We start from the raw sequence: 25600 nt of genomic DNA on the forward strand, positions 1-25600 counted from the left end.
CGCAAAGGCGCGAAGGGGACAGCGTGAAGATCGAAGAACTGGCAAGTATCGCTGTCGATTGCGGGTTCAAGTTGCACAAGGATCTTGGTCCGGGATTGTTGGAATCGGTTTACGAAGTCCTGCTGGCTGAAAGCTTGCGCGAGCGTGGGCTTTCGGTTGCGCGCCAAGTTCCACTTCCGATCAAATACAAGGGCGTTGTCGTCGACAACGCATTCAGGATCGATCTGCTTGTCGAGGACAGGCTGGTGATTGAGCTGAAATCAACCGAGCGCGACAGCGCTCTATATCCCAAGCAATTGCTCACCTACCTGCGCCTTTCGAACCGGTCCTTGGGCCTGCTGATGAACTTCGGCCAAGAGACGTTCAAGCAGGGCGTTCAACGCGTCGTGAACAATCACTATGCTTCTTAGCGCCTTAGCGCCTTTGCGTGAGAGAATTTGATGGATAACCTGACCCATTCTCTTGTGGGCGCATTGCTGGGGCAGGCGGGGCTGAAGAAGAAGACTGGGCTCGCCATGCCCGCGCTGATCATCGGGGCGAATCTGCCCGATGTGGATGCGGCGTGCTTCTTTTGGCTTGATGGCACGGAGCATCTCGGCTTCCGGCGCGGGATTACCCACGGGCCGCCCGCGCTGGTGCTTTTGCCGCTGATCCTTGCCGGATTGCTCTATGGCTACGATCGCTGGCAGGCGCGCCGCGGGAAACGGCCCCAGGACCGGCTGCCGGTCAATTTCAAATGGCTCTATTTGCTAAGCTTCATCGGCTGCCTGACACACCCGGCGCTCGACTGGCTCAACGTCTACGGCATCCGCTTGCTCGAGCCGTTCAGCAGCCGGTGGTTCTATGGCGATACGCTGTTCATCATCGATGTGTGGCTGTGGGCGCTGCTGGGCTTCGCAACCTGGTTCTCGCTGCGGCGCGAGAAGCGGGGCGGGGAGTGGCAGCGACCGGCGCGCGCGGCGATGGCGGTGGCGCTGGTGTATATCGGGCTGAATGGGGTGATTTCGGCTAGCCACGGATGGCATTCCGCAAGCCCACTACCTGGTGCAACGACTGCCATTAGTAGTCCACTTCCTGTGGCTTCGGTTTGGCGTGAAGAAATCACAGGGTCGAAGAACGACTGGTACTACCTGCATGACTCCGCAGACGTGTGGGTGCCATTTCTGGAGGCAGAAAAACGCTGTGCTTGGCCCTCCGCAAGTGAGTTGCACAATGTTGGCTCGCAGGCCGAAGCCTTCCTCTTCTGGTCTCGCGCGCCTTTTGCCGAGCGCGCGCCTGACGGATCGGTGATCCTCCGCGACGCCCGTTTCTACGATCCGCGTGCGCGCGACCGGTTCAGCGTCGCGCTGCCGGAGGTGGCGTGCGAGGAACTTCCGACGCCTTAAACCGTCATTGCGAGCGAAGCGAAGCAATCCAGAGCGATACGCATGCACCATGGATTGCCGCGGCGACTTCGTCGCCTCGCAATGACTGTATAGGGACGGAATTCGAGACTTGAGGGTATGACTTCACCCCAAATCGTCTGGCTGCGGCGCGATCTGCGTATGGCAGACCAGCCAGCCCTTCATGCGGCCGCCCAGGCCGGTCCGGTCGTTCCGGTATTCGTGCTCGATCAGGAGCGGGCAGGTGACCATGCCTATGGCGGCGCATCGCTGGTATGGCTGCACTATTCACTGGAAAGCCTTGGCAAGAGCCTTGGTGCGCGCCGCTCCAAGATCGTCCTTCGCAAGGGCGATGCCCCGCAAATTCTCGCCGCGATTGCCGAAGAGGTGGGTGCCACCTGCATCCATGCGATGCGGCATTACGAGCCGTGGTGGAAGGAGGCGGAGGACGAGCTTCGCGACGCGTTGGGCGAGGACCGCAAGCTGTGCCTCTACGATGGCAACTACCTGCTCCCTCCGGGCAGCGTGACCACCGGATCGGGCGATCCCTACAAGATCTACACCCCGTTTTCGAAGGCGATGCTCGAGGTCATGCCGCCGCGCGACCCGCTGCCCGAGCCTGAGACAATCCATTCGCCCGAAAGCTGGCCGGAAAGCGACGACCTGGAAGATTGGGAGTTGCTGCCGACCAAGCCCGACTGGGCCGGGGGCATTCGCGCATTCTGGGACTTCGGCGAGGCCGCCGCGCACGAGCGGCTCGACTGGTGGACCGATCGCGTCGCCCAGTACGATGAGGGGCGGAACCTTCCCTCGGACGACATCACCTCGCGCCTCTCGCCGCACCTGCACTGGGGCGAAATCAGCCCCGCGCAGGTCTGGCACAAGCTCAAGGACAAGCGTTCCGACGGCTGGAAGACCTTCGCCAAGGAGGTCATCTGGCGCGATTATGCGCAGAACGTGATCGACCAGTTCCCCGACTATCCTCGGGAAAGCTATCGCGATTACGACGAGCGGACACTGTGGCGGAACCCCAATGCGGGACACCTCATCCGCGAAGACCTAGAATGCTGGCAAAAGGGCATGACCGGCTACCCCATCGTCGATGCCGGGATGCGCCAGCTATGGCAGACCGGCTGGATACACAACCGCGTGCGGATGATCTGCGCGAGCTTCCTCGTAAAGCACTTGCTGATCGACTGGCGCTGCGGCGAGCAATGGTACTGGGACTGCCTCGTCGATGCCGATTACGGTAATAACGGCGTCAACTGGCAATGGATCAGCGGTACCGGCGTCGACAGCAATATGTTCAGCCGGATCATGGCGCCGCTAACGCAGAGCGCGAAGTTCGACGCGGCGGGATATATCCGCGAATATGTGTCCGAGCTCGCCGATCTGGACGACAGCGAGATCCACGATCCGCCCGACGAGAAGCGTGGCGACTATCCGGCCAAGATGATCGACCACAAGGAAGCGCGCGAACGGGCGCTGGAGGCTTACAGGGCCAGCAAACCCTAGCGGACTTGTCGCCTCTATCCCGGCGGGCCATAGGCAGGGGGATGGAGATGCGGACAGGGCAGCGCGGGCAGGACCTTCTCGCCGGGGCGAAGAGCTTCGCGCGCAAGCCCGGCATGTTCGCGCGGCTGATCGCACCCGGTTTCGACAAGATCCTCGACCGGATCGACGCGGCGCTGGCTACGGGCGCAATCCATGCCATTTTGCCCGATGGCGGTCGAAGAACGCTTGGCGGCCGTTCGCCGGGCTTCGAATGCACGGTGGAATTGCGAAGCTGGAGCGCGCTGCTCCGCCTCGCCACCAATGGATCGATCGGCTGGTATCAGGCCTGGGAGGCGGGCGAATGGGCCAGCCCCGACCCAGTCCCGCTCTTTGCCCTGTTCATGGCCAATGGCCGCGAGTTGGGAAATACCGGCCGTGCGCGCGGCCCCTTCCGCCTGGCGGCACGTTTTGCGCACTGGCTCAATCGCAACACCCATGCGGGCGCGCAAAAGAACATCGCCGCGCATTACGATCTCGGCAATGATTTCTACGCGGCGTGGCTCGATTCCACGATGACCTATTCGTCGGCCCTCGACGTCGCCGATGACGGCCTCGAAGCGGCGCAGCGGCGCAAATGGGATGCTCTGGCCGCGAGGCTCGGCAAGCCCGCCAATGTTCTGGAAATCGGCTGCGGCTGGGGCGGATTGGCCGCCATGCTGTCCTCGCGCGGGATAGCTGCCACGGCAATCAGCCTCTCCGACGCCCAGCTTGCCTGGGCGCGCGAACGCCATCCGGGGGTCGATTTCCGTAAGCAGGATTATCGCGACACGGCGGGCCAATACGATGCCATTGCCAGCGTCGAGATGGTCGAGGCGTTGGGGCGCGAATACTGGCCGACTTTCATGGACTGTATCGCGCGCAACCTCAAACCCGGTGGGCGCGCGGCGATTCAGTATATTTCCATGCGCGACGATCTGTTCGAAGCCTATGCCAAAAGCGCCGATTTCATCCAGGCCTATATCTTTCCGGGTGGGCTGCTGATCCGCACTAGCGAATTCCGCCGCCTGGCCGGGGAACGTGGGCTCGCCTGGCAGGACCAGTACGATTTCGGCCCCGACTATGCCGAAACGCTGAAATGCTGGCGCGCGAATTTCGACGCGGCGGAACGCGAAGGCCGCCTGCCGCAGGGTTTCGACGCGCGCTTCGGCGATCTGTGGCGCTATTATCTGATGTATTGCGAAGGCGGGTTCCGCGGCGGCGGGATCAACGTGCACCAGGTCACGCTGGTGAAACAGGGAGAGAGTGAATGAGGGGCCTTTGGATTTCGACTGCGGCACTGGTGCTGACGGGATGTGTTAGCGCTTACGATAGCGCACCTGTTGGCGAGGTTGCGGTCGCGCCGCCAGCGGTCACCCAATCGATGCCCGAGCAGATGGCGAGCATGGAGCCGGGCGATTCGATCCTGTTCTGGAGCGATGAACGCCGCTCGGCCGCGTTCCGCGACATGGAGGGGCTGTTTCCAGGCCTCGAAGTGGCACCCGCGACCAAGGCACGCGATTTGCCGCGCGGGGGCGAAAGCCTCCCCGCAGCCCTGCAGGCCGAAATCCGCGCCTATATGGCGCAAACGCAGGCCGCCGGCGTGATGGCGCTCAAGAATGGCGAGGTGGTGTTCGAGGATTACGGCCTCGGCTTCGGCCCGGGCGATCGCTGGACCAGCTTCTCGGTTGCCAAGAGCTTTACCTCGACGCTGCTCGGCGCGGCGATTGCAGACGGCGCGATTGCCAGCGTCGATACGCCCGTGACCGAGATCATCCCCGCGCTTGCCGGGACGGCCTATGACGGCGTCACCGTCGGCCAGATCGCCAGCATGACCTCGGGCGTTGCCTGGAACGAGGACTATACCGATCCCGATAGTGACGTGGCCAAAATGCTCGCCATCGCGCCGGTGGCCGGCGAATCGCAGGCGGTGACCTATGCGCGCACGCTGAAGCGCGAGGCGCCTGCGGGCCAGAAATGGGTCTACAAGACGCTCGAAACAAATCTCCTCGGCCTGATCGTCGAACAGGCGACCGGCCAGTCGTTGGCGGCCTATGCGGCGCAGAAGATCGTCGAACCCGCCGGCTTCGAAGGCGGGATGTTCTGGATGCAGGACCTCACCGGCGGCAATATCGGCGGCTGCTGCCTGTCGCTGCGTCTCGCCGACTATGCCCGCATGGGCCAGTTCGCGCTGGAAGGTGGCAAGGACGTGGTGCCTGCAGGCTGGTTCGCCACCGCCGGATCGCCGCTGGTCGATTTCGGCGCGCAGGCCCCTGGCTTCGGCTATGGCTATCAATGGTGGACCTATCCCGGCGACACCTATGGCGCGCAGGGCATTTTCGGGCAGGCGATCACCATCGTTCCGGAAGAAGAGCTGGTCGTCGCCATTGTCAGCAACTGGCCGACAGCCACGAGCAGCGACCATCGCGCCGGTTTCCGCGACCTGGTCGGCAAGATCGCCGAGGCACTCGACGACTGAGCGGGCGGGGCTGCGCCCCCGTCAGAAGGCGCGATAGGCATCCTCTCCGCTATAGCGGGCGAGGATGCTGTCATGCACGATCGGGTTGAGCAGCTCGCTGAAAGCGCAGCCGACGATGCAGTTTTCCCACCAGATCACCTGGGCCTGAAGCGATTCGAGACCTGCCAGGGTAAGCCAGCAGAGCTGGCCTTCGTGCATGCGGTTGAGCGCGGCTGCTGAAAAGCCCGAGATCGAGAGGTCGTGAACCACGGTCTGGAACGCCCGCCCGCCGCTTGGTCGCAATTGTCCGGGAATGGTCAGCCTGGTGCGCGGGGCGCAGCGATCCTCCTGCGCGGCTAGCGTATAGGGATCCTTCGACTGGTGGACCATGGCGGGCGCCCTTTCCGGGTTCGGTGCGACTCACATCGCCCGGAGGCAGCCGGGGCGATTCGCCATGTCTCACCCAATCGGAGTTGAGAAGTCCTGACCGCGCTTGGTTAACCTACCCCTCGACGCGTTCGCGATGGAAGCCCTCGAAACCGTCAACCAGCAGTTCCACCAACCGATCGGCAACAACCGACGGTTCCTTCACCGTCTGCGGGTCTTCGCCGGGATAGGCCTTGGCGCGCATGGCGGTGCGGGTGGCCCCCGGATCGATCAGCGCGACGCGGACCTTGGAGATCTTTTCGACTTCCTGCGCATAGCTTGCCAGGAGGTTGTCGAAGGCGGCCTTGGTGGCGCCATAGGCGGACCAATAGGCGCGCGGCGTCGCCCCCACGCTGCTGGTCAGGCCGATCACGCGGCCCGCATCGGCACGTTTGAGCAGCGGGTCGAAATTGGCCAGCAAGGCCTGCGTAGCGAGGAAATTGACCGTCAGGGCCTGGCTGAGCTGCTTGCCGTCGATTTGGGTTACCGGCGTGAGCGCGGGCAGATAGGCACCCGAAATGACGAGGAAATCGAGCTTGTCCCAGCGCCCGGCGATGGCCGAGGCGAGGCGGGCGATGCCATCGCTCTCGTTGAGATCGACCGGCGCAATCGTCGAGGCTCCGCCAGCTTCGTGAATTGTATCCTCGACCGATTCGAGCGCGCGGACATCGCGCCCGGTCAGTACGACATGGGCACCGGCGGCCGCCAGTGCCCGCGCGGTAGCCGCACCGATCCCCTTGCTCGCCCCGGTGACAAGGGCGAGGCGATTTTCGAGTGGTTTCGTCATCAGGCGACCTGTTCGGATGGAAATGCGAGTTTGTGCTGCTTGTCTTCGCGCCGCGCCATGTCGGTCAGCGAGGTCGGATAGTCGCCGGTGAAGCACGCGTCGCAGAATTGCGGGCAGGCCGAATTGCGGGGCTTCTCGCCCACGGCGCGATAGAGACCGTCGATCGAAACGAAGGCGAGGCTGTCGGCCCTGATGAATTCGCGCATCGGTTCGACATCCATGCGCGCGGCGAGCAGTTTGGAGCGTTCGGGCGTGTCGACGCCGTAAAAGCAGCTATGCGCGGTCGGCGGACTGGCGACGCGGAAGTGAACTTCGGTCGCGCCCGCATCGCGCATCATTTCGACGATCTGTAACGAGGTTGTGCCGCGCACGATGCTGTCGTCGATCAGGACGATGCGCTTGCCCTCTACCAGGGCGCGGTTGGCATTGTGCTTGCGCTTGACGCCCGCGTGGCGAATGCCGTCGCTGGGCTGAATGAAAGTGCGCCCGACATAGTGCGAGCGGATAATGCCAAGCTCGAACGGAATGCCCGATTCCTGCGCATAGCCGATGGCCGCCGGAACGCCGCTATCGGGCACGGGGACCACGAGATCGGCTTCGACCGGTTTCTCGCGCGCGAGTTCGGCGCCGATCGCCTTGCGTGCTTCGTAGATGCTGCGCCCGTCGAACACCGAATCCGGGCGGCTGAAATAGACATGCTCGAAAATGCAGGGACGCGGGGCGTGATCGCCGAAGGGATGGAGCGAATCGATATTCCCCTCGAAATCGACCTTGATCACTTCGCCCGGCTCGACCTGGCGGACGAATTGCGCGCCGACCACGTCGAAGGCGACGGTTTCGGACGCGAACACGGTAGCATCGCCGATCCGGCCCATCTGCAACGGGCGGATGCCCAGCGGATCGCGGCAGGCGATCATGCCTTCGGGCGTCATCACGATCAGCGCATAGGCCCCTTCGAGCAGGCGCAGCGCATCGATCAACCGGTCCATGATTGTGGGATAGCGGCTGGTCGCGACGAGATGGATGATAACTTCGGTATCGCTGGTCGACTGGAAGATCGAACCGCGCCGGACGAGATCGTCGCGCAACACCCTCGCATTCGAGATATTGCCATTATGCGCCACCGCGAACCCGCCACTGGCTAGGTCGGCGTAAAGCGGCTGGACGTTGCGCAGGCCTGCGCCTCCGGTGGTCGAATAGCGCACATGGCCCGCCGCCATCATGCCGGGCAGTTCGGCAATCGCTTCCTGACTGGAAAAATTTTCCGCCACATGGCCAAGCCCGCGGCGGGTAAAGAATTCGGCGCCGTCGAAACTGGTGATGCCGGCGGCTTCCTGGCCGCGATGCTGGAGAGCGTGGAGGCCGAGAGCTGTCGCGGCTGCCGCATCGGTCGCATTGATTGCGCCGAACACGCCGCATTCCTCGCGCAGCTTGTCGCCATCCTCGTCGAGAAACGGGTGGGTGAGGTTCATCGAAAGGCCTGTCTGCCGCGACTGATCGGGATGGGGGTCCCAATGGCGATGTTACGGCCCGATTACAAGGCCGGTGCGATGGATGGCCCAAGGAAAGACACGATTTCATTGCGCAGCAAGGCGCGGCTGCCTAAACGCCCTTACAACGCACCGCCAGATACAAGGGCTGTCTTGATCCTCTCTCCTTTCGAATGGACCATCGCCAAGCGCTATTTGCTTCCGGGCAAGGGCGAGGCTTTCATTGCGTTGGTCGCCAGCATCTCGATCGGCGTTGTCATGCTCTCCGTCGCCATGCTGGTCGTGGTGATGAGCGTGATGAACGGCTTTCGCGCCGAATTGCTCGACAAGATCGTCGGGTTGAACGGCCATGCCATCGTGCAGGCTTACGGGGGTCGGCTCGACGATTGGGAGAACGTTCTCGCGAGGGTCGAGGAAACGCCGGGTGTGGTCAGCGCGTCGCCCTTGATCGAACAGCCCCTGCTGACGAGTTTCAATGGGCGGGTCGAGGCGATCCTCGTGCGCGGCCATACACCGCAGGATTTGCGGGAATTGTCGACCAAGGCGATCAGCGGGAATTTCGATGCGTTGCAGCCAGGTGCGAGCAAGGTGGCGATCGGGGTGCGTCTGGCGGAAAATATCGGCGCGCGGGTGGGCGATACGATCACCATCATCAATCCTCAGGGCCGCTCCACTCCCTTCGGCACCGTCCCGCGCCAGGTGGGCTACGAAGTCGCCGCCATTTTCGAGGTCGGGGTTTACGACTACGACGGCGCCTTCGTGGTCATGCCGATGCAGGATGCGCAGACCCTGCTGCTGATCGGCGATACGGTCGGCATGATCGAGGTGACGGTAGAGGATGCCGACCGCGTCGGCGAAATCCTCGAGCCGGTCCAGAGGGCGGTTCAGGGCAGGGCGGTCGTGTCAGACTGGAAGACGATCAATTCGACCCTGTTCGAGGCGCTTCAGGTCGAACGCGTGGCGATGGCTTTCGCCTTGAGTTTCATGGTTCTGGTGGCCGCATTCAACATTCTTTCGAGCCTGGTCATGCTGGTTCGCGCCAAGACGCGCGACATTGCCATCATGCGCACCATGGGTGCGACTAGAAAAAGCCTGATGAAGATCTTCGTGACCACCGGTTTTACGGTCGGGGCGATCGGAACGGTGGCAGGTCTTCTGCTTGGTTTCATTATCCTGACCTTCCGGCAGCAGATCGTGACCGGCATCGGCTTTCTCACGGGGGTTGAACTGTGGGACCCTCAGGTCCGTTTCCTGACCATGCTGCCGTCCAAGACCGATCCGGTCGAGGTCGGGATGATCGTGCTGCTGGCGCTGGCCCTCAGTTTCCTCGCCACGCTCTATCCCGCCTGGAAGGCGGCAAGCACGGACCCGGTACAGGTGCTGCGCTATGAATAAGCCGGTCGTCGAACTGAAGCGGTTGACCCGCAGCTTCGAACAGGGAGGCGTGCGTATCGACGTGCTGCGCGGGGTTGATCTTGCGATCCAGCCGGGCGAGATCGTCGCGCTGCTGGGGCCTTCGGGATCGGGCAAATCGACCTTGTTGCAGGCGGTCGGCCTGCTCGAAGGCGGGTTCGGGGGCGAGATCGTCATCGCGGGCCATTCCGCGGAAAAATCGGATTCGCGCGCCCGCACCGTGCTGCGCCGCGAACATCTCGGCTTCGTTTACCAGTTCCACCACTTGCTGCCCGATTTCGATGCACGCGAGAATGTCGTGCTGCCGCAGCTGGTCGCGGGTAGACCGCGAGCCGAGGCCGAGGCACGTGCCGAGCAATTGCTGGTCGCGCTGGGGCTCGAACACCGGCTCGACCACCGGCCCAGCCAGCTTTCGGGCGGCGAACAGCAGCGCGTTGCCGTGGCGCGCGGGCTCGCCAACAAGCCCGATCTCGTCCTGGCCGACGAGCCCACCGGCAATCTCGACGAGGCGACATCGGACAAGGTGCTCGCGCAATTCCTCGATCTCGTCCGGGGCGAGGGCAGTGCCGCGCTGATCGCAACCCATAACGAGCGGCTGGCGCAGAAAATGGACCGTATCGTCCGCCTTCACGAAGGCGTGCTCGAATAGAGGACCCGCAAGCGCCGTCGCTCGTTCGTTTGCCAAAGGAGAAAACTGCATGACCGACCATCCGAGTACTTTCAAAGGCGACCCGAGCCATAGCGAAGGCATTGAGTGGGACGATCGCGCCAGCCTCCATCGCACCGGCGATGGCGACGGCGTGCTGGATGGCGCCAAGGGCCTGCGGAGCGGCACCTTCGCCGACCTGATCCGCCACGTGATGCTGATGCCTGCCGAAGAACGTGGGGATTACTACATCGAGAAAGCGGGGGACCGCGAATACCATGTCGACGAGATCGTGAGCCTTTCGAAGCGCGACGATTTCCCGCGCTCGTAGGAACGGGTTGGTCCTCGGTCGATAGCCGCTCGCCGGACGGCACAGCCCGGCATAACTTGGCACTATCAGGGGAGAATTGACCATGCTGACCGCCGCGCTCGCGCTTGCCTTCGCACAGGCCGCCGCACCTGCCGTCACGCCACCAGCGCAACCGCAATGCGAAGGTGTGAACCACGAGGCTTTCGATTTCTGGGTTGGCGAATGGGAGGTTTTTCCCAATGGCGGTGACGAGCGGGTGGCGGACAGCCTGATCGAGAAAGTCAGCGTCGGCTGCGCGATTCGCGAAACCTGGATGCCTGTGCAGGGGCGCGGTGGAACCAGCCTGAGCGCTTATGATCCGGCCACCGGCGGATGGCACCAATTATGGGTAGGCGGCGTGCCCGGGCGCGTCTTCTTCGACGGCGGCGCAGTCGACGGCGCCATGGTACTAACCGGCTATTGGGGCAGGAATGCACAGGGCAATCCTATGCTCGTGCGGATGACCTATACGCTTGAAGAGGATGGCAGCGTGCGACAATACGGGCAGGCAAGCGCGGATCACGGGCGGACGTGGTCGGATGCCTTTGACTATATCTATCGCCGCAAGGAATAGCCCCGTGACCAGTATCGCCGATTTTACCGTCGCCACCAACACGGGCGACCAGCTCGACCTGAAAGAGAAACTCGGCAAGGTGCTGTTGGTGGTGAACACCGCCAGTAAGTGCGGCTTCACCCCGCAATATGACGGGTTGGAGGAGCTGTTTCAGGATTACAAGGACAAGGGCTTCGAAGTCCTCGCCTTTCCCTGCAACCAGTTCGGCAATCAGGAACCGGGAGACGCGGACGAGATTGCCGAATTCTGCAAGGTCAATTTCGGCCTCACCTTCCCGCTGATGGCCAAGGTCGACGTCAATGGCGACGACGCCAGCCCGCTGTTCGACTGGATGAAAGCCGAAAAGCCCGGACTGATGGGGTCGCGCGCGATCAAGTGGAACTTCACCAAATTCCTGATCGACCGCGAAGGCAATGTCGTGAAGCGTTACGGCCCGGCCGATGCGCCCAAGACGATCGCCAAGGATATCGAAAAGCTTCTCTGAGGTCTCGATAGTCATTGGGAGAAACCGCAGGCGGAGCCGACGTCGGCCTCCGGCCACCCGGCAATCCAGATAGGGAAGACCTGGATTGCTTCGCTACGCTCGCAATGACTGTGTGCGCTGAAATTCCTGTGGATGCAGCCCTTGGCCGACGGAGGCGCAATCCGCATATTGCAGCCATGTCCTTCAAGCCCTTCGTCCCGTTTCGTATCCTGTCGGCATATACGATGCTGGAGGGCGCGATCGATCCCAAGGCGATGGCCAAGCTGGCGAAAGAGCGCGGCTTTCCCGCCATGGCGATCGCCGACCGCAACGGGCTCTATGGTGCCGTGATGTTCGCCAATGCCTGCAAGGCCGAAGGCATCCAACCGATCATCGGCACGCTGCTGGGCGTCGCGCGCGATGCCGAGGGCAAGCAGGTCGACTACCTGCCGCTCTATGCGCAGGACGAAGCGGGATACGACAATCTCTGCCATCTCGTCTCGAAGGCGCATCTCGACCGCCCGCTGGAATTCGATCCGCATGTACGGATGGAGGATCTCGAGGGGCATACGGACGGGCTGATTGCCTTTACCGGGGCGAGCGAGGGCGGAGTGACGCGCCTGCTCGCCGAGGGGCAGCAGAGCCATGCCGAGGCCCTGCTTGACCGCTTGCAGGGCCTTTTCCCGGATCGGCTCTATATCGAACTCGCCCGGCGCGGGAACGAGGTGGAGGAACGCGCCGAGGCTGCCTTGGTCGAGCTTGCCTATGCGCGCGACTTGCCGCTCGTCGCGACCAACCCCGCCAATTTTGCCGAGCCGCATATGCACAAGGCGCATGACGCCATGCTCTGTATCGCCGGTTCGACCCATGTCGATGCGGAGGAGCGCGCGCGGTCCAACCCCGAAAGTTTTGTGAAGACCTATCACATGATGGACGAGGCCTTCGCCGACCTGCCCGAAGCGGTGCAGAACACGCTCGTCGTGGCGCAGCGCTGCGCCTACGCGCCGCCCTATCGCAAGCCGATCCTGCCCAGCCTCGCCGGCGACCTCGAGGGCGAGGCGCGCATGCTGGAAGAAGACGCGCGCAAGGGCCTCGAAGCGAGGCTCGAACCCTATGGCGAAATGAGCGAGGACGACCGCAAGGTCTATTTCGACCGGCTGAAATTCGAAGTCGACATCATCAACCAGATGGGTTTTCCCGGCTACTTCCTGATCGTTGCCGACTTCATCAAATGGGCTAAGGACCATGATATTCCGGTGGGGCCGGGCCGTGGGTCGGGTGCGGGCAGCCTCGTCGCCTGGGCGCTGACGATTACCGATCTCGACCCGATCCAGCTGGGCCTGCTGTTCGAACGCTTTCTCAACCCGGAACGCGTCTCGATGCCCGACTTCGATATCGACTTCTGCGAAACGCGGCGGGGCGAGGTGATCCGTTACGTCCAGCAGAAATACGGGCACGACCACGTCGCGCAGATCATCACCTTCGGCAAGCTGAAAGCGCGCGCCGTGCTGCGCGATACGGGCCGCATCCTGCAGATGAGCTACGGCCATGTCGATCGGCTGTGCAAGATGGTGCCCAACCACCCGACCGACCCGTGGACGCTGCCGCGCGCCCTGAACGGCGCGGCCGATTTCAAGCGCGAATACGACAATGACAACGAGGTGAAACGTCTCGTCGATCTGGCGATGCAGCTCGAGGGCTTCCCGCGCAACAGCTCGACGCACGCCGCCGGCGTGGTGATTGGCGACCGTCCGCTGGCCAAGCTGGTCCCACTTTACCGCGATCCGCGTTCGGACATGCCGGTCACGCAATACGACATGAAGAATGTCGAGAGCTCCGGCCTCGTCAAATTCGACTTTCTCGGGTTGAAGACGCTGTCGGTGCTCAAGAAGGCGGTCGACCTGCTCAAGCGGCGTGAGATCGATATCGACCTGTCGCAGCTCCCACTCGACGATCCCAAGGTCTACGAGCTGATGAAGGCGGGTAACACGGTCGGCGTGTTCCAGCTTGAATCGGAAGGCATGCGGCGCACGCTGACCGCGGTGAAGCCGACCAATTTCGGTGACATCATCGCGCTCGTCTCGCTCTATCGTCCCGGCCCGATGGACAACATCCCGCTGTTCGGCAAGCGCAAGGCTGGCGAGGTGGCGATCGAGTATCCGCATGCCAAGCTCGAAGGCATCCTCGCGGAGACCTACGGCATCTTCGTCTACCAGGAACAGGTCATGCAGGCGGCGCAGATCCTCGCCGGATATTCGCTCGGCGATGCGGACCTGCTGCGCCGTGCGATGGGCAAGAAGGTCCAGGCGGAAATGGACGCGCAGCGCATCCGCTTCGTCGAGGGCTGCAAGGAAGTCTCCGGGATCGAGAAGGCCGAGGCCAACGCGTTGTTCGACTTGATCGACAAGTTCGCCGGCTACGGCTTCAACAAGTCGCACGCTGCCGCCTATGCGCTGCTCGCCTACCAGACCGCGTGGCTCAAGGCGCATTACCCGGAAGAATTCTACGCCGCATCGATGTGCTTCGACATGCACCAGTCGGAAAAGCTGGCGATTTTCGTCGACGATGCCCGGCGCGGCGGGATCACAGTGCTGCCGCCTTCGCTCAACCACTCGGAGGCAGAATATACGGTCGAGCAAACCGACGACGGATATGCCGTGCGCTACGCGCTGGCAGGCATTCGCAATGTCGGCGAGCGCGCGATGGAAGCGATCGTGGAAGAGCGCGAGGCGGCGGGCAAGTTCGAGAGCCTGAAGGATTTGTTCGAGCGCCTCCCCAAGGGCTCGATGAATTCACGCCAGCTCGAAGCGCTGATCAGCGCGGGCGCCTTGGACGAATTCGAACCCAATCGCGCCAAGCTGATGGCCAATACCGACATGCTGCTGGCGGTCGCCGATGCGGCCGAGCGCGAACGGTCGAGCGGGCAGGCGGGCCTGTTCGGCGGCGAGGATGCTGCGGTCGACGACACGTTGCGGCTGAAGGATGCCGAAGACTGGTCGCTCAGCGAGGCGCGCAGCCGCGAGAAGGAGAATATGGGCTTTTCGTTCAAGGAACATGCGACGGCCGCCTATCGCGAAATCGCCAGTGCGCAGGGCGCTCGCTCGCACGCTTCGCTGATCGCGGGCGGTGTGCCGGGAGGCGGGCGCATGGGCGCGGTGATGGCGGTGCAGGTCGAAGGCGCGAACAAGGGCACTACGAAGCGCGGCAAACCTTTCATCCGTGCCGATTTTTCCGACAGTTCGGGCCAGTTCAGCGCTGCCTGCTTCGAGGAAGGGCTGGTCGATAAATTCCTCGAATGGGCCGAGAACGGGACCTGCGTGAAACTCGATGTCGAACTCGACAGTCCGAGCCCAGACGAACCGCCGCGGATCACCGTGCGCGGCGCGGTGCCGCTTGAGGCGGTGAAGGGCAGCATGGCGATGCTGCTCACGCTCGAGGTAGAGAGCGTCGATGCGCTCACCCAGCTTGCGCTGGAATTGGGCGAGGAAGGCGGCGGCGGCGACGAGGTGCTCGCCACATTGCTCACCGGAGACGCGACCCCGCCCGTAATGCGACTGGGGCGAACATTTTCTATCGACGGAGACGTCGCCGAACGCTTGGCAAGCGTGCCCGGTCTTGCCAAGGTGCAGTTGACCGCGCGACGGGGGAAGGCAAACTTGCGCCTCGTTGCCTGAAAACACAGTCATTGCGAGCAGAAGGCGCCGCAATCCATCACCCGCCGTCGCTCGCGACTGCGATGTTTGAAGCTGGATTGCCGCGTCGCCTTCGGCTCTTCGCGATGACCAAATTGGAGAGGAGAGAGTATGCCGCTTGGCGCGATGCAGGACTGGAACATGCGGATTTCGCATGTGATCGATCACGCAGCCCGGGAAGCCCCCACCCGTGAAATCGTTACCCGCTGGGCCGATGGTAGCGAAACCCGCACCGACTGGGCGGGCATTCATCGCGATGCGCGGAAAATGAGCCAGGCGCTTCAGGCGCTCGGCCTGGAGAAGGGCGATAAGGTTGCCAGCCTGGCGATGAACCATGCGCGCCACCTCGTCAGCTGGTTCGGCGTCGCGGGGATGGGCGGCGTGCTGCACACCTGCAACCCGCGCCTGTTCGAGGACCAGCTCGAATACATCGTCAACCACGCCGAAGACAAAGTCATGCTCTACGATGCGGCCTTCCAGCCGATCGTCGACAAGATGCGCGACAAATGGCCGACGGTCGAACACTATATCTGCTTCGATTCGAGCGAGCACACGACCAGTTTCGAAGACTGGATCGGCGCGCAGGACGGCGATTTCGCATGGGTCGATGGCGACGAGCGCGACCCGTGCATGATCTGCTACACCAGCGGAACCACGGGCCATCCCAAAGGCGTCCAGTACGAACACCGCTCGACCATGCTGCACGCGATTGCCGGGCTGCAGCCCGCGGCGTTCAATTTCAGCTCCTCCAGCGTGATGCTGCCGGTCGTGCCGATGTTCCACGCGGCGAGCTGGGGCCTGCCCTATGCCGGGGCCATGGCAGGGATCAAATTCGTCTTCAGCGCGGTGAACGATCCCGCCGTGCTCGACGAGGTCATGAAGACCGAAGGCGTCACCGATTCCGCCGGTGTACCAACCGTATGGCTGGCGCATTTCCAGTATTGCGATGCCAACGGTCTCGATCTGCCCAAGCTCAAGGCGGCGACTATCGGCGGCAGCGCCGCGCCGCGTTTCATGATCGAGCGGCTGATGAAGAACGGCACCCGCGTCCAGCATGCCTGGGGGATGACCGAAACCAGCCCCATCGGCACGGTTGGCGGGCCGACCGGCAATTGGGACGAACTTACTTTCGACGAGAAGGTCGAGAAGACGATGAAGCAGGGGCGCCCGATCTTCGGCGTCGAACTGCGAACGGTCGATCTCGACGATCCGACCAAGGTGTTGCCGCGCGATGGCAAGACCTCGGGCGCGCTGCACATTCGCGGGCCGTGGGTGGTGAAGCGCTATTTCAAGGCCGAGGAAGATGCGATCGACGCCGAAGGCTGGTTCAATACCGGGGACGTGGCGGTCCTCCACCCCGATGGGACGATGCAGATCACGGACCGGACCAAGGATGTGATCAAGTCGGGCGGCGAATGGATCAGCTCGGTCGAGCTGGAAAATGCCGCCGTCGGCCATCCCGCCGTGGCCGAGGCCGCCGCCATCGGCATGCCGCATCCCAAGTGGGACGAACGGCCCGTGCTGTTTGTCGTCCGCAAGGAAGGGCAGGATGTCGGCGCCGAGGATCTCACCAGTTTCCTTGCCGACAAGGTCGCCAAATGGTGGTTGCCCGATGCGGTCGAATTCGTCGACGACATCCCCCACACCGCTACCGGCAAGATCAGCAAGAAAGACCTGCGCAAGCGGTTCAGCGATTATACGCTGGGATGACGGAAATTCCTCCCCGAGCCGGGGAGGTCGGGAGGAACTTATGACCGACAGCTATATCGATCCGAGCCCGGCCAATTTCCAGGCATTCAAGGACCTGCCGCGCGACGAGCCAATCCACATGCTCAACCTGCTGCTCTACCGCGACCTCGCGGAATATCCCGAAGGGCATGAGCATCACGGCAATGGCTGGAACGGACGCCGCGCCTATGAGGAATACGGCAAGACCAGCGGCCCGATCTTTCGCCGCGTGGGCGGCGAGATCGTCTGGCGCGGGGCGTTCCAGACGGTGGTGACCGGCCCCGACACAATGCGCTGGCACGATGGCTTCGTGGCGCAATATCCGAATGCGGGAGCCTTCTTCGAGATGATCAAGGATGCCGATTACCAAGAGGCGGTGGTGAACCGCACTGCGGCGTTGGTGGACAGCAGGCTGGTGCGGTTCAAGCCGGGCGCGGCGGGCGAGGGGTTCTAGCCTCCCCGGAACGGGGAGGGGGACCACATAGTGGTGGAGGGGCACCCTCAGCACTTCGAAAGGTCAGCCGCGCGTATACGACATATGTGGGTGAGCCGCGTAATCACGGCCTCAACATCAGTAAGCACAGCCCTCGCAGGAATTCGAGTTGTTGCGATGCCCTGTGACCGCAGAAAAGCCGACCGGTTCCTGTCGCGCGCAATCGTCTCGACGCTGTCATGCGCCCAGCCATCGACCTCGACGGCCAATCGCAGCCGCGCGCAGTAGAAGTCGAGAACGTAAAGGCCTGCCGGATGCTGGCGTCGAAACTTGAAGCCGCAGGGTCGCTTGCGGAGATGCTGCCACAAGAGGCGCTCGGGCATGCTCATGTCTCTGCGTAGTTGGCGTGCTCGCTTGATCGTTTCTCTCGGCCCATTGATCATGGCATGTACCCCTCCACCGCCTTCGGCGGTCCCCCTCCCCGGAACGGGGAGGCATTCATAGCAACCGGAACTGTCCGCCTACCGCTGGCGGCCTGAACTGCGTGCAGTCGAGTTCGAACTTCGCCTTGCCGAGCCCCGCGCGCTTGCAGACCACGCGGAAGCGTGCGCGGAACAGGTCGGCCCAGACGCCGCTCGGTTTCATGCGGGTGTGGAAGTCGGGATCGTTGTCACGGCCCTGTCCATTTTTGGCGCGGATCGAGCGGACGATGCTCATCACCTTGTCGCCGCGCTCGGGATAGTGGACCGATAGCCATTCGCGGAACAGCGGGGCGACCTCGTGCGGCAGGCGCAGCGGGATCCAGCCCACGCTACTCACGCCGATGGCGGCCACGCGCTGCACAATCTCCTCCATGAACTCGTCGGTGATCGCCGGGATGATCGGGGAGACCGAGCAATGGGTGGGCACACCCGCATCAACCAATTTCTGCAAGGCCTGTAGCCGTTTGGCGGGTGCCGCCGCGCGCGGTTCGAGCTTGCCCGACAGCTTCGGGTCCAGCGTTGTCACCGATATCGCCACCGCGACCAGCCGTCTTTCCGCCATCTCGGCGAGCAGATCGAGATCGGCCAGCACACGGTCGGATTTGGTCGTGATCGTCACCGGATGGCGCGCATCGAGGCACACCTCCAGCACGCTGCGGGTGATGCGATACCGCGCCTCGATCGGCTGGTAGGGATCGGTATTGGTCCCCATCGAAATCGGTTTGGGGCGGTATTTGGGTTTGGCCAGCGTCGCGCGCAGCAAATCCGCCGCATTGGGTTTGGCGAACAGCTTCGTCTCGAAATCGAGCCCGGGAGAGAGATCGTGATAGGCATGTGTTGGCCGCGCGAAGCAATAGACGCAACCATGCTCGCAGCCGCGATAGGCATTGACCGAGCGGTCGAAGGGCACGTCGGGCGACTGGTTGAAGCTGAGGATCGTCTTCGGGTGTTCCTCGGTCACGGTGGTGCGCAGCCTAACCGGCGGCCCCCCTTCGAGAGCGGTCAGTTGCTCCACATAGTCGCGCCAGTCGCCATCCTCCTCGCGCGTGGCGAGGCCGAAGCGCGTCGGCACCCGCGCACCCTGCGCGCCGCGTCCGGATATTGCTGGAGCGAGTCGGCGATCCATGTTCTGGAACATACATGGAACACCGGTGTTCTCATACCGTCATTGCGAGGAGCCGGAGGCGGAGTCGAAAACGGCCTGCGGCCACCCGGCAATCCATCTTCGAACCTTGAAGCTGTAGGAGACGGCCGGTGATGGATTGCTTCGCCTCCGGCTCCTCGCAATGACGGCGAATGGAGCTTACCGCTCGCGCAATCTCGGCATCAACTCGACGAAATTACAGGGGCGGTAGCGGCTGTCGAGCTGATGGATCAGGATCTTGTCCCACCCATCCCTCACCGCGCCGTTCGAGCCGGGCAGGGCGAAGATATAGGTTCCGCGCGCCACCACCGCGCAGGCGCGGGACTGGATCGTACTCGTCCCGATGGTTTCGTAGCTGAGCCAGCGAAACAGCTCTCCGAAACCGGGAACGTCCTTGCTCTTCACCCGGTCTAGCGCTTCGGGCGTCACATCGCGACCGGTCAGGCCAGTCCCGCCGGTGCAAACGATGCAATCGATGCTTTCATCTTCGATCCACCGATGAAGATGCGCGTCGATTTCGTTGACATCGTCGTGGCTGATTTCCCGAACCACCAGCTCGTGGCCGGCATTGGCGATACGCTGGGCCAGTATGTCGCCAGACGTGTCCTCGGCAAGCGTGCGCGTGTCGGACACAGTCAGCAGCGCAATGCGGACCGGCTTGAAGGCAAGGCTTTCGTCGACGGCCATCAGCGTTTCCTTCCTACCGCACCCGGGGGAACATCGGCCAATCGTTCTCGGCCAGATCGATCCGGCTGGGGGCCATGGCATCGGCTTGCCGCAGATACATCCAGTAATTGCGCATGACGATGGCGACATAGCCCCGCGTTTCCCAATAAGGGATGCTCTCCATATATAGCAGCGGATCGTCCTGATCGCGAATTTCGCTTTCCCATCGCATGACCGGGCTCGGCCCTGCATTGTAGGCAGCCATGATCTTGGGAAGCTTGCCCTGAGTGTAGCCGGACGCGCTGAGAGATTCGAGCGTGCGCTGGCCGAAGGCCAGATTGACGGCCGGGTCCTTCAGATCGGCATTGGAACTCATATTGATGGACGCGGCATATTCGCGCCGAGTGATCGGCATGATCTGCATCAACCCGATCGCCCCCGCCGGGCTGACGACCCGCTCGCGAAAGTTCGATTCCTGCAGGGCGTGCGCGAAAGCGAGCGCGGGATCGACCCGCCACCCACCAATCGGCGTGCGGAAGGTGACCGGATAGCGCAGGCTTGGATGGGAGGCCTCTCCGCGCGGAGCGTTGTAGGCCATGAAGTTCTGCGCGCCGGTCAGCCCCAATGCGCGGGCAAGCCGGGCAAGCGCGCCGAAATCGTCGGGATTGCCGGTTCGTACCAACCACAGAATATCGGCCTCGGCTTCTTCGCGTCGCCCGATTTCCGCCAGCATCACCGCCTGACGCGCGGCTTCCTTGTCCTGAAGGGCGCGCCAGTCGGCTTCGGTGAGGTCGGGCTCGGCATGGGTCTGGGGGAGTTCGCTGCCCAATTGCTCATGGGCAAGCATGCCGTACAGCGTTTCGGGGAAGCGCGCCGCGCCGCGCAGTTGTTCGTCGGCCTGTTCGGGAAAGCGGCAGCGGATCAGGGCGCGGCTTGCCCAGTAATGCGCGGCGGCGCCGAGTTCGGGATTGACCGCGCCGGCGGCCGAACGTTGGAAGGCCTCCGCCGCGCGGTCGCAATCGCCCAGCCGCCAGGCGGCAAGTCCCGCCGCCCAGTCGCCTTCCGCCACCCATGCGCCGCTGCCGCCGTCGCGCACCGTATCGGCGAGCGCCCAGGCCTGCGCATCCTTGCTTTCGATGTAATAGCTCCACGCGACGCGATAGCGCCATTCGGCGCGCGCTTCGCTCGAGAGCGTGGCATCGACCCCGTCGAGCAGTATGCGGGCACCGTCGGGATCGTCATTGGTGATCCGTTCGAGAATCGCCGATTTCACCTCGCCGGGCATCGTCCCGTCATCGATCGAGCGCGGGCGTATCCGCTTGGTCATGCCCGGTTGACGGACGAGGCTGCGAGCGGTTGGCAGCGAGGGAGAATTCACCAGACCGCGCGTTTCTCCGAGCCGGACGATCGCTTCCGCTTCGGGCAGGTGTGCATAGCGCGCGAGCCAGCTTTCGATCCGAGGTAACTCGATCCGCGGGCTTTCGGGATGGAGATAGTAGCTCGCCAGGGCAGCGCCATGCAGCGGGCCGTCATCGCGGCTGGTGAGCAAGACTTCGACGCGGCTCCAGTTGCGGCTGTCGATTGCCTCGAAGAGCGAACCGTAATAGGCGCGATCCTCGCTCGACAGGAGCTGAGGCAGGGCGGAGGCATGCGAGCGCGTGAAATAATCTACGCTGTCGCCCTGGGCCGAAACCTGCGTGGCCATAGGCAAGGTGGCGGCAGCTAGCGCGGCAACGGCGAGTGTTCGAAAAGTCATCGGGTCCAGTCCAGCCATCGGTTCCAGAAATGTTCGCGCCGCGCAGCCGAGCGGGCGAGGTTGCGCAGATCGGGGGCAGCAAGCAGCGCGAAGGACCTGTCGCCGCATTCGAGGGAAAGTGGATCGCGCGCGGCTTCGGGCGGGATGTCGAAGAGAGCCAGTTGCGCGCGCCCGAATAGCACCACCCGCTGCGGCGCGGCGAGCGAGATATGCGTCCTCGCGACCTCGCCGAGGCCGGTCGTCGCCAGTTCCCGCCAATCGGGCATCGCCATCGATGCGGGCAGCGCGCTTGCGAAATAGGCCTCGTGTTCCGCGATACCCATCGCCGCGAGCATGGCTCCGGCGAACCCGCCCGCGCCGCCGGTCAGCAGGCCCTGCGCATCGTCGTCGAAGGGCTGCGGCAAAAGCAGCATCAGTTTCGCGCCCGCAACGCCGCGCGGCGGTACGCGGCGGTCGAGCGCTCCGGAGGCAAGCGAAGGTTCGCTCATCCACCACTCGCGAAATTTTTCGAGGCTGGCAGGCAAACTTGCGCGATCGATGCCACCAGCCGCGCCTTTGGCAGGATCGAGCGCCCGCTGAAGCGCCGTCTTGCGCTGGATAGGGGGCGGGGCAGGCGGCGGCGGGGCCGTTACGGCATTCTCGGGCTCGGGCTCGGCCAGCCAGCCGCCGGCTTCGTCCGAAAAATCGGCGTCCACCCCGGCTTCGCGCCACCATTCGAAGGCCGCCTCGAGGCTTTCGAGCGCTGTGAAATCGCGCGTTTGCGGGGGATCGGCGTGCATCATTCCTCGGTTCCGGGTCTTGACCTCTATAGCGCCACCAATCAAGGCATTCGCAACAGTTACGCGACGAAAAGAGAGAGACATGAGCGAACGCGAATCGATGCCTTGCGACGTCGTCATCATTGGCGGGGGCGTGGCCGGCCTGGCAGCGGCCATCCGGCTGAAGCAAATCAACGAGGATCTCGAGGTCGTCGTGCTTGAAAAGGGCAGCGAAATCGGCGCGCACATTCTCTCGGGCGCGGTGGTCGATCCCAAGGCGCTGAACGAGCTGCTGCCCGATTGGCGCAACATGGATTGTCCGATGGCGGAAACGCCGGTGACCGAAAACCACCACTGGATACTGACCGAGGCCGGGCATTCGGATTTCCCCGAATTCCTTTTGCCGCCCTTCATGACCAATGACGGCAATTATACCGGCTCGCTGGGAAATCTCGCCCGCTGGCTTGGCGAGCAGGCCGAGGGTCTGGGCGTGATGGTCTTCCCCGGCTTCCCCGCCGCCGAAGTGCTGTTCAACGATGCTGGCGCCGTCACCGGCGTGGTCACGCAGGACATGGGCATTGCCGAGGATGGATCGCAGAAGGGCGATTATCAGCCGGGGATGGAAATCCATGCGAAATACACGCTCTTCGCTGAGGGGGCGCGCGGCAATCTGACCAAGAAGATGAAGGCCAAATACGATCTCGAGGCCGATTGCGAGCCGCAGGTCTATGGTCTTGGCATCAAGGAATTGTGGGACATCGAGCCCGACAAGCACGAGCCGGGCCGCGTGATCCACACGCAGGGCTGGCCGCTCAGCGAGTCCGGCACTTGGGGAGGTGGCTTCCTCTATCACCAGGCGAACGGTCAGGTCGCACTCGGTTTCGTGACCGCGCTCGATTACGCCAATCCCTATGTTTCGCCCTACCAGGAATTCCAGCGCTGGAAGCACCATCCGGCGATCGCCGCGATTCTCGAAGGCGGCAAGCGCGTTGCCTATGGCGCGCGCGTCATCAACGAAGGTGGCTGGCAGTCCGTCCCCAAGCTCGCTTTCCCGGGCGGCGCGCTGATCGGCTGCGCGGCGGGCTTCGTCAACGTGCCGCGCATCAAGGGCAGCCATACCGCGATGAAGAGCGGGATGCTGGCGGCCGAAAGCATCGCCAATGCGATTGCTGCGGGCAGCGAACACAGCGAACTGATGGATTACGATGCGGCTGTGCGCGATAGCTGGATCGCCACCGAGCTCAAGAAGGTGAAAAATGCGCAGCCCGCGGTTGCCAAATGGGGCGAAGATCTGGGCACTGTGCTCGCGGGCATCGATATGTGGATGCGCACGCTGAAGATCGGTCTGCCGATCACGATGAAACACCATCGCGATCACGAGATGCTGCAACGTGCCGATCTTTTCCAGCCGATCGCTTACCCCAAACCCGATGGCAAGCTGAGCTTCGACAAGCTCACCAATGTCAGCTTCAGCTACACCAATCATGCCGAAGACCAGCCGGTCCACCTCAAGGTGCAGGATATGGAGCTGCAGAAGGCGAGCGAGCTGGGCGTCTTTGCCGGGCCATCGAACCGCTATTGTCCGGCAGGCGTCTACGAATGGCTGACCGACGAGGATACCGGCGAGCCCAAGTTCCAGATCAACGCGCAGAACTGCGTCCACTGCAAGACCTGCGACATCAAGGACCCCAACCAGAACATCGAGTGGACCACCCCCGAAGGCGGCGGCGGCCCGAACTATCCGAATATGTAAGATCGCGGCGTCGCTTCGACCGTTATTGCGAGGAGCGAAGCGACGCGGCAATCCAGTGAAGACGCCTTTCGCCCTGGATTGCTTCGCTTCGCTCGCAATGACGAGGGGATGGAGTGACGATCTCCGAAACCGCTTACGCCAAGATCAACCTTGCGCTGCACGTCCGCAGGCGGCGCGAGGACGGCTATCACGAGCTTGAGACGCTGTTCGCCTTCGTCGATGCGGGCGATGTGCTGACGGCTACCAGCGCCGCGCAGGACAGTGTGCAGGTTCTTGGCGAATTCGCTGGCGGGCTTGACGATCCGTTCGACAATCTCGTCGCCAAGGCGTTGGGCAAGCTGCCGCGCGCCGATGGCCTGGCGATTACGCTGGAAAAGAACCTTCCCGTCGCAGCGGGCCTCGGCGGAGGATCGGCCGATGCGGGGGCGGTGTTCCGCATCGTCAGGGATCGCCACGGCCTGCCCGAGGACTGGCACGAGCGGGCCACCGCGCTCGGCGCGGATGTTCCCGCCTGCGTCGAAAGCCGCACCTGTATCGGGCGCGGCACGGGAACCGAACTCGCCCCCGCCGACGATAGCCTCGCGGGAACGCCGGTCCTTCTCGTCAATCCGCGCGTTCCTCTCTCCACCGGGCCGGTGTTCAAACATTGGGACGGTGAAGATCGCGGCGCCCTGCCAAAAGGTGATGCCCGCACGATCGCGCTCGAGGGGCGCAACGATCTCGAGGCGCCCGCCCTTTCGCTCTGCCCCCAGATTGCTGGGGTTCTGGAAGCGCTGCGCGGAACTTCGCCTTTTCTCGCCCGTATGTCCGGTTCGGGGGCGACGTGTTTCGCGCTCTACGACAGTGCGTCCGCTCGCGACGTGGCTGCCCAGCAAATCGAAGAGCGCCACCCGGGCTGGTGGCGGATGAAAGGGTTCCTGCGATGATGATCGACAACCTTCCCTATCGCCAGGTCGGCACCGAAGACCTGCGTCCGGGAGGGCTGCTGTGCATAGTGGACCACGCTTCGAACTTCGTGCCCGAGGGTATCGAACTCGGCATCGACAGCAGGCTGATGGACCAGCATATCGCGCTCGATATCGGGGTGGAGGGCATCGCCGAGCGACTGGCCCGGCGCCACAACATACCCGCCCATATCGCTTGCGTCAGCCGGTTGGTGTGCGACTTTCACCGGCGCGAGGACGAGCCCGCCGTGGTCCCGACCGAGAGCGATGGCAAGCTGATCCCCGGCAATATCGGCGCCGATGTCGAGGCTCGTCTCGCACGCTATCACCGGCCCTATCACGATGCGCTGGCCAAGCTGATTGCCGAGGCCAAGCCCAAGATGCTGGTCGCGCTGCACAGCTTCACGCCGGCGCTCGATACCAGCGACGAGGAACGTCCGTGGGAAGTCGCCCTGCTGTATAATCATGACGATACCGCTGCCCGCCATGCGATCCGGCTGTTCGGCGAGCAGGGGCTGACGGTCGGCGACAACCAGCCCTATTCGGGCAAGCAATTGAACGCGACGATGGACCGGCATGCGGAAGCCCACGGCATTCCCTATTGCACCGTCGAGATCCGGCAGGACCAGATCGAGACCGAGGCGGGCCAGTCGCGCTGGGCCGTGATGCTTGCCGATGTCATGGGCCGCGTCGCGCTCGAGGTGTAAAGCCAGGCTTGGCCCGGCT

At 63.3% G+C, this 25600-nt stretch carries 24 protein-coding genes; 16 read left to right on the top strand and 8 right to left on the bottom strand.

Annotated features, from left to right (window positions below; all coding sequences use genetic code 11):
* The first annotated feature begins 23 nt into the window (after positions 1 to 23).
* The 5 genes from MUY37_RS07450 (at position 24) to MUY37_RS07470 (ending at position 5391) form a co-directional block, all read left to right on the top strand.
* On the top strand, positions 24 to 410 hold the full coding sequence (locus MUY37_RS07450) for a GxxExxY protein (RefSeq protein ID WP_499194719.1): 387 nt from the start codon (positions 24 to 26) through the stop codon (positions 408 to 410).
* A gap of 30 nt (positions 411 to 440) precedes the next feature.
* The gene (locus MUY37_RS07455) at positions 441 to 1385 is read left to right on the top strand and encodes a metal-dependent hydrolase (protein WP_499194720.1); all 945 of its coding nucleotides are present in this window, start codon (positions 441 to 443) and stop codon (positions 1383 to 1385) included.
* Between the two features lie 117 nt (positions 1386 to 1502).
* Positions 1503 to 2897, top strand: coding sequence for a cryptochrome/photolyase family protein (locus tag MUY37_RS07460; RefSeq protein ID WP_499194721.1), 1395 nt, complete (start codon positions 1503 to 1505; stop codon positions 2895 to 2897).
* 41 nt (positions 2898 to 2938) lie between these two features.
* Positions 2939 to 4186, top strand: a complete 1248-nt coding sequence (locus tag MUY37_RS07465; protein WP_499194722.1) for a class I SAM-dependent methyltransferase — start codon at positions 2939 to 2941, stop codon at positions 4184 to 4186.
* Positions 4183 to 5391, top strand: coding sequence for a serine hydrolase domain-containing protein (locus tag MUY37_RS07470; protein ID WP_499194723.1), 1209 nt, complete (start codon positions 4183 to 4185; stop codon positions 5389 to 5391). Before MUY37_RS07465 ends, MUY37_RS07470 begins: the two co-directional genes overlap by 4 nt.
* A gap of 21 nt (positions 5392 to 5412) precedes the next feature.
* On the opposite strand, the gene MUY37_RS07475 is transcribed toward MUY37_RS07470, so the two are convergent.
* From MUY37_RS07475 to purF, 3 genes are all read right to left on the bottom strand, one after another.
* Positions 5413 to 5760, bottom strand: a complete 348-nt coding sequence (locus MUY37_RS07475) for a PilZ domain-containing protein (RefSeq protein WP_499194724.1) — start codon at positions 5758 to 5760, stop codon at positions 5413 to 5415.
* A gap of 112 nt (positions 5761 to 5872) precedes the next feature.
* Positions 5873 to 6583 carry an SDR family NAD(P)-dependent oxidoreductase gene (locus tag MUY37_RS07480; protein WP_499194725.1) on the bottom strand — a complete coding sequence of 237 codons (711 nt, stop codon included), beginning with the start codon at positions 6581 to 6583 and terminating at the stop codon, positions 5873 to 5875.
* The gene (purF, locus tag MUY37_RS07485; RefSeq protein WP_499194726.1) at positions 6583 to 8055 is read right to left on the bottom strand and encodes an amidophosphoribosyltransferase; all 1473 of its coding nucleotides are present in this window, start codon (positions 8053 to 8055) and stop codon (positions 6583 to 6585) included. Before purF ends, MUY37_RS07480 begins: the two co-directional genes overlap by 1 nt.
* A 171-nt stretch (positions 8056 to 8226) precedes the next feature.
* Between purF and MUY37_RS07490 the strand changes: the two genes are divergently transcribed.
* The 8 genes from MUY37_RS07490 (at position 8227) to MUY37_RS07525 (ending at position 17392) form a co-directional block, all read left to right on the top strand.
* Positions 8227 to 9468, top strand: coding sequence for a lipoprotein-releasing ABC transporter permease subunit (locus tag MUY37_RS07490; RefSeq protein WP_499195127.1), 1242 nt, complete (start codon positions 8227 to 8229; stop codon positions 9466 to 9468).
* A complete protein-coding gene (locus MUY37_RS07495) occupies positions 9461 to 10135 on the top strand; it encodes an ABC transporter ATP-binding protein (RefSeq protein ID WP_499194727.1) in 675 nt (224 codons plus the stop codon). The genes MUY37_RS07490 and MUY37_RS07495 overlap by 8 nt, the downstream gene beginning before the upstream one ends.
* Positions 10136 to 10184: 49 nt before the next feature.
* Positions 10185 to 10463, top strand: a complete 279-nt coding sequence (locus MUY37_RS07500; RefSeq protein ID WP_499194728.1) for a hypothetical protein — start codon at positions 10185 to 10187, stop codon at positions 10461 to 10463.
* Between the two features lie 82 nt (positions 10464 to 10545).
* The gene (locus MUY37_RS07505; protein WP_499194729.1) at positions 10546 to 11055 is read left to right on the top strand and encodes a hypothetical protein; all 510 of its coding nucleotides are present in this window, start codon (positions 10546 to 10548) and stop codon (positions 11053 to 11055) included.
* Positions 11056 to 11059: 4 nt separating this feature from the next.
* Entirely contained in the window at positions 11060 to 11539 is a 480-nt protein-coding gene (locus tag MUY37_RS07510; protein WP_499194730.1) for a glutathione peroxidase, read from the top strand.
* A 176-nt stretch (positions 11540 to 11715) separates the two neighbouring features.
* Positions 11716 to 15192, top strand: a complete 3477-nt coding sequence (gene dnaE / locus MUY37_RS07515; protein ID WP_499194731.1) for a DNA polymerase III subunit alpha — start codon at positions 11716 to 11718, stop codon at positions 15190 to 15192.
* A gap of 129 nt (positions 15193 to 15321) precedes the next feature.
* Entirely contained in the window at positions 15322 to 16920 is a 1599-nt protein-coding gene (locus tag MUY37_RS07520; RefSeq protein WP_499194732.1) for a long-chain fatty acid--CoA ligase, read from the top strand.
* A 40-nt stretch (positions 16921 to 16960) separates the two neighbouring features.
* Complete coding sequence (locus MUY37_RS07525; RefSeq protein WP_499194733.1) at positions 16961 to 17392, top strand: DUF1330 domain-containing protein; 432 nt, start codon at positions 16961 to 16963, stop codon at positions 17390 to 17392.
* Positions 17393 to 17439: 47 nt separating this feature from the next.
* Here the strand turns inward: MUY37_RS07525 and MUY37_RS07530 are convergent, their stop codons facing one another.
* The 5 genes from MUY37_RS07530 to MUY37_RS07550 all read right to left on the bottom strand — a co-directional run bounded on the left by MUY37_RS07530 (position 17440) and on the right by MUY37_RS07550 (position 22201).
* On the bottom strand, positions 17440 to 17814 hold the full coding sequence (locus MUY37_RS07530) for an endonuclease domain-containing protein (protein WP_499194734.1): 375 nt from the start codon (positions 17812 to 17814) through the stop codon (positions 17440 to 17442).
* Between the two features lie 55 nt (positions 17815 to 17869).
* Complete coding sequence (locus tag MUY37_RS07535; protein WP_499194735.1) at positions 17870 to 18979, bottom strand: PA0069 family radical SAM protein; 1110 nt, start codon at positions 18977 to 18979, stop codon at positions 17870 to 17872.
* 177 nt (positions 18980 to 19156) lie between these two features.
* Positions 19157 to 19684, bottom strand: coding sequence for a molybdenum cofactor biosynthesis protein B (gene moaB, locus MUY37_RS07540; RefSeq protein ID WP_499194736.1), 528 nt, complete (start codon positions 19682 to 19684; stop codon positions 19157 to 19159).
* Between the two features lie 13 nt (positions 19685 to 19697).
* The gene (locus tag MUY37_RS07545; protein ID WP_499194737.1) at positions 19698 to 21419 is read right to left on the bottom strand and encodes a lytic transglycosylase domain-containing protein; all 1722 of its coding nucleotides are present in this window, start codon (positions 21417 to 21419) and stop codon (positions 19698 to 19700) included.
* Positions 21416 to 22201, bottom strand: a complete 786-nt coding sequence (locus tag MUY37_RS07550; protein WP_499194738.1) for a uracil-DNA glycosylase family protein — start codon at positions 22199 to 22201, stop codon at positions 21416 to 21418. The genes MUY37_RS07545 and MUY37_RS07550 overlap by 4 nt, the downstream gene beginning before the upstream one ends.
* A 79-nt stretch (positions 22202 to 22280) precedes the next feature.
* On the opposite strand from MUY37_RS07550, the gene MUY37_RS07555 reads away from it, so the two are divergent.
* The 3 genes from MUY37_RS07555 (at position 22281) to MUY37_RS07565 (ending at position 25581) form a co-directional block, all read left to right on the top strand.
* Complete coding sequence (locus MUY37_RS07555) at positions 22281 to 23930, top strand: electron transfer flavoprotein-ubiquinone oxidoreductase (protein WP_499194739.1); 1650 nt, start codon at positions 22281 to 22283, stop codon at positions 23928 to 23930.
* A 113-nt stretch (positions 23931 to 24043) separates the two neighbouring features.
* The gene (locus MUY37_RS07560; RefSeq protein WP_499194740.1) at positions 24044 to 24856 is read left to right on the top strand and encodes a 4-(cytidine 5'-diphospho)-2-C-methyl-D-erythritol kinase; all 813 of its coding nucleotides are present in this window, start codon (positions 24044 to 24046) and stop codon (positions 24854 to 24856) included.
* Positions 24856 to 25581: an N-formylglutamate amidohydrolase gene (locus tag MUY37_RS07565; protein WP_499195128.1), complete on the top strand. Its 726-nt coding sequence runs from the start codon at positions 24856 to 24858 to the stop codon at positions 25579 to 25581. The genes MUY37_RS07560 and MUY37_RS07565 overlap by 1 nt, the downstream gene beginning before the upstream one ends.
* Positions 25582 to 25600: the final 19 nt, after the last annotated feature.

It is taken from the genome of Qipengyuania sp. ABI-127-1, from assembly GCA_022953095.1.
Lineage (GTDB): Bacteria > Pseudomonadota > Alphaproteobacteria > Sphingomonadales > Sphingomonadaceae > Qipengyuania.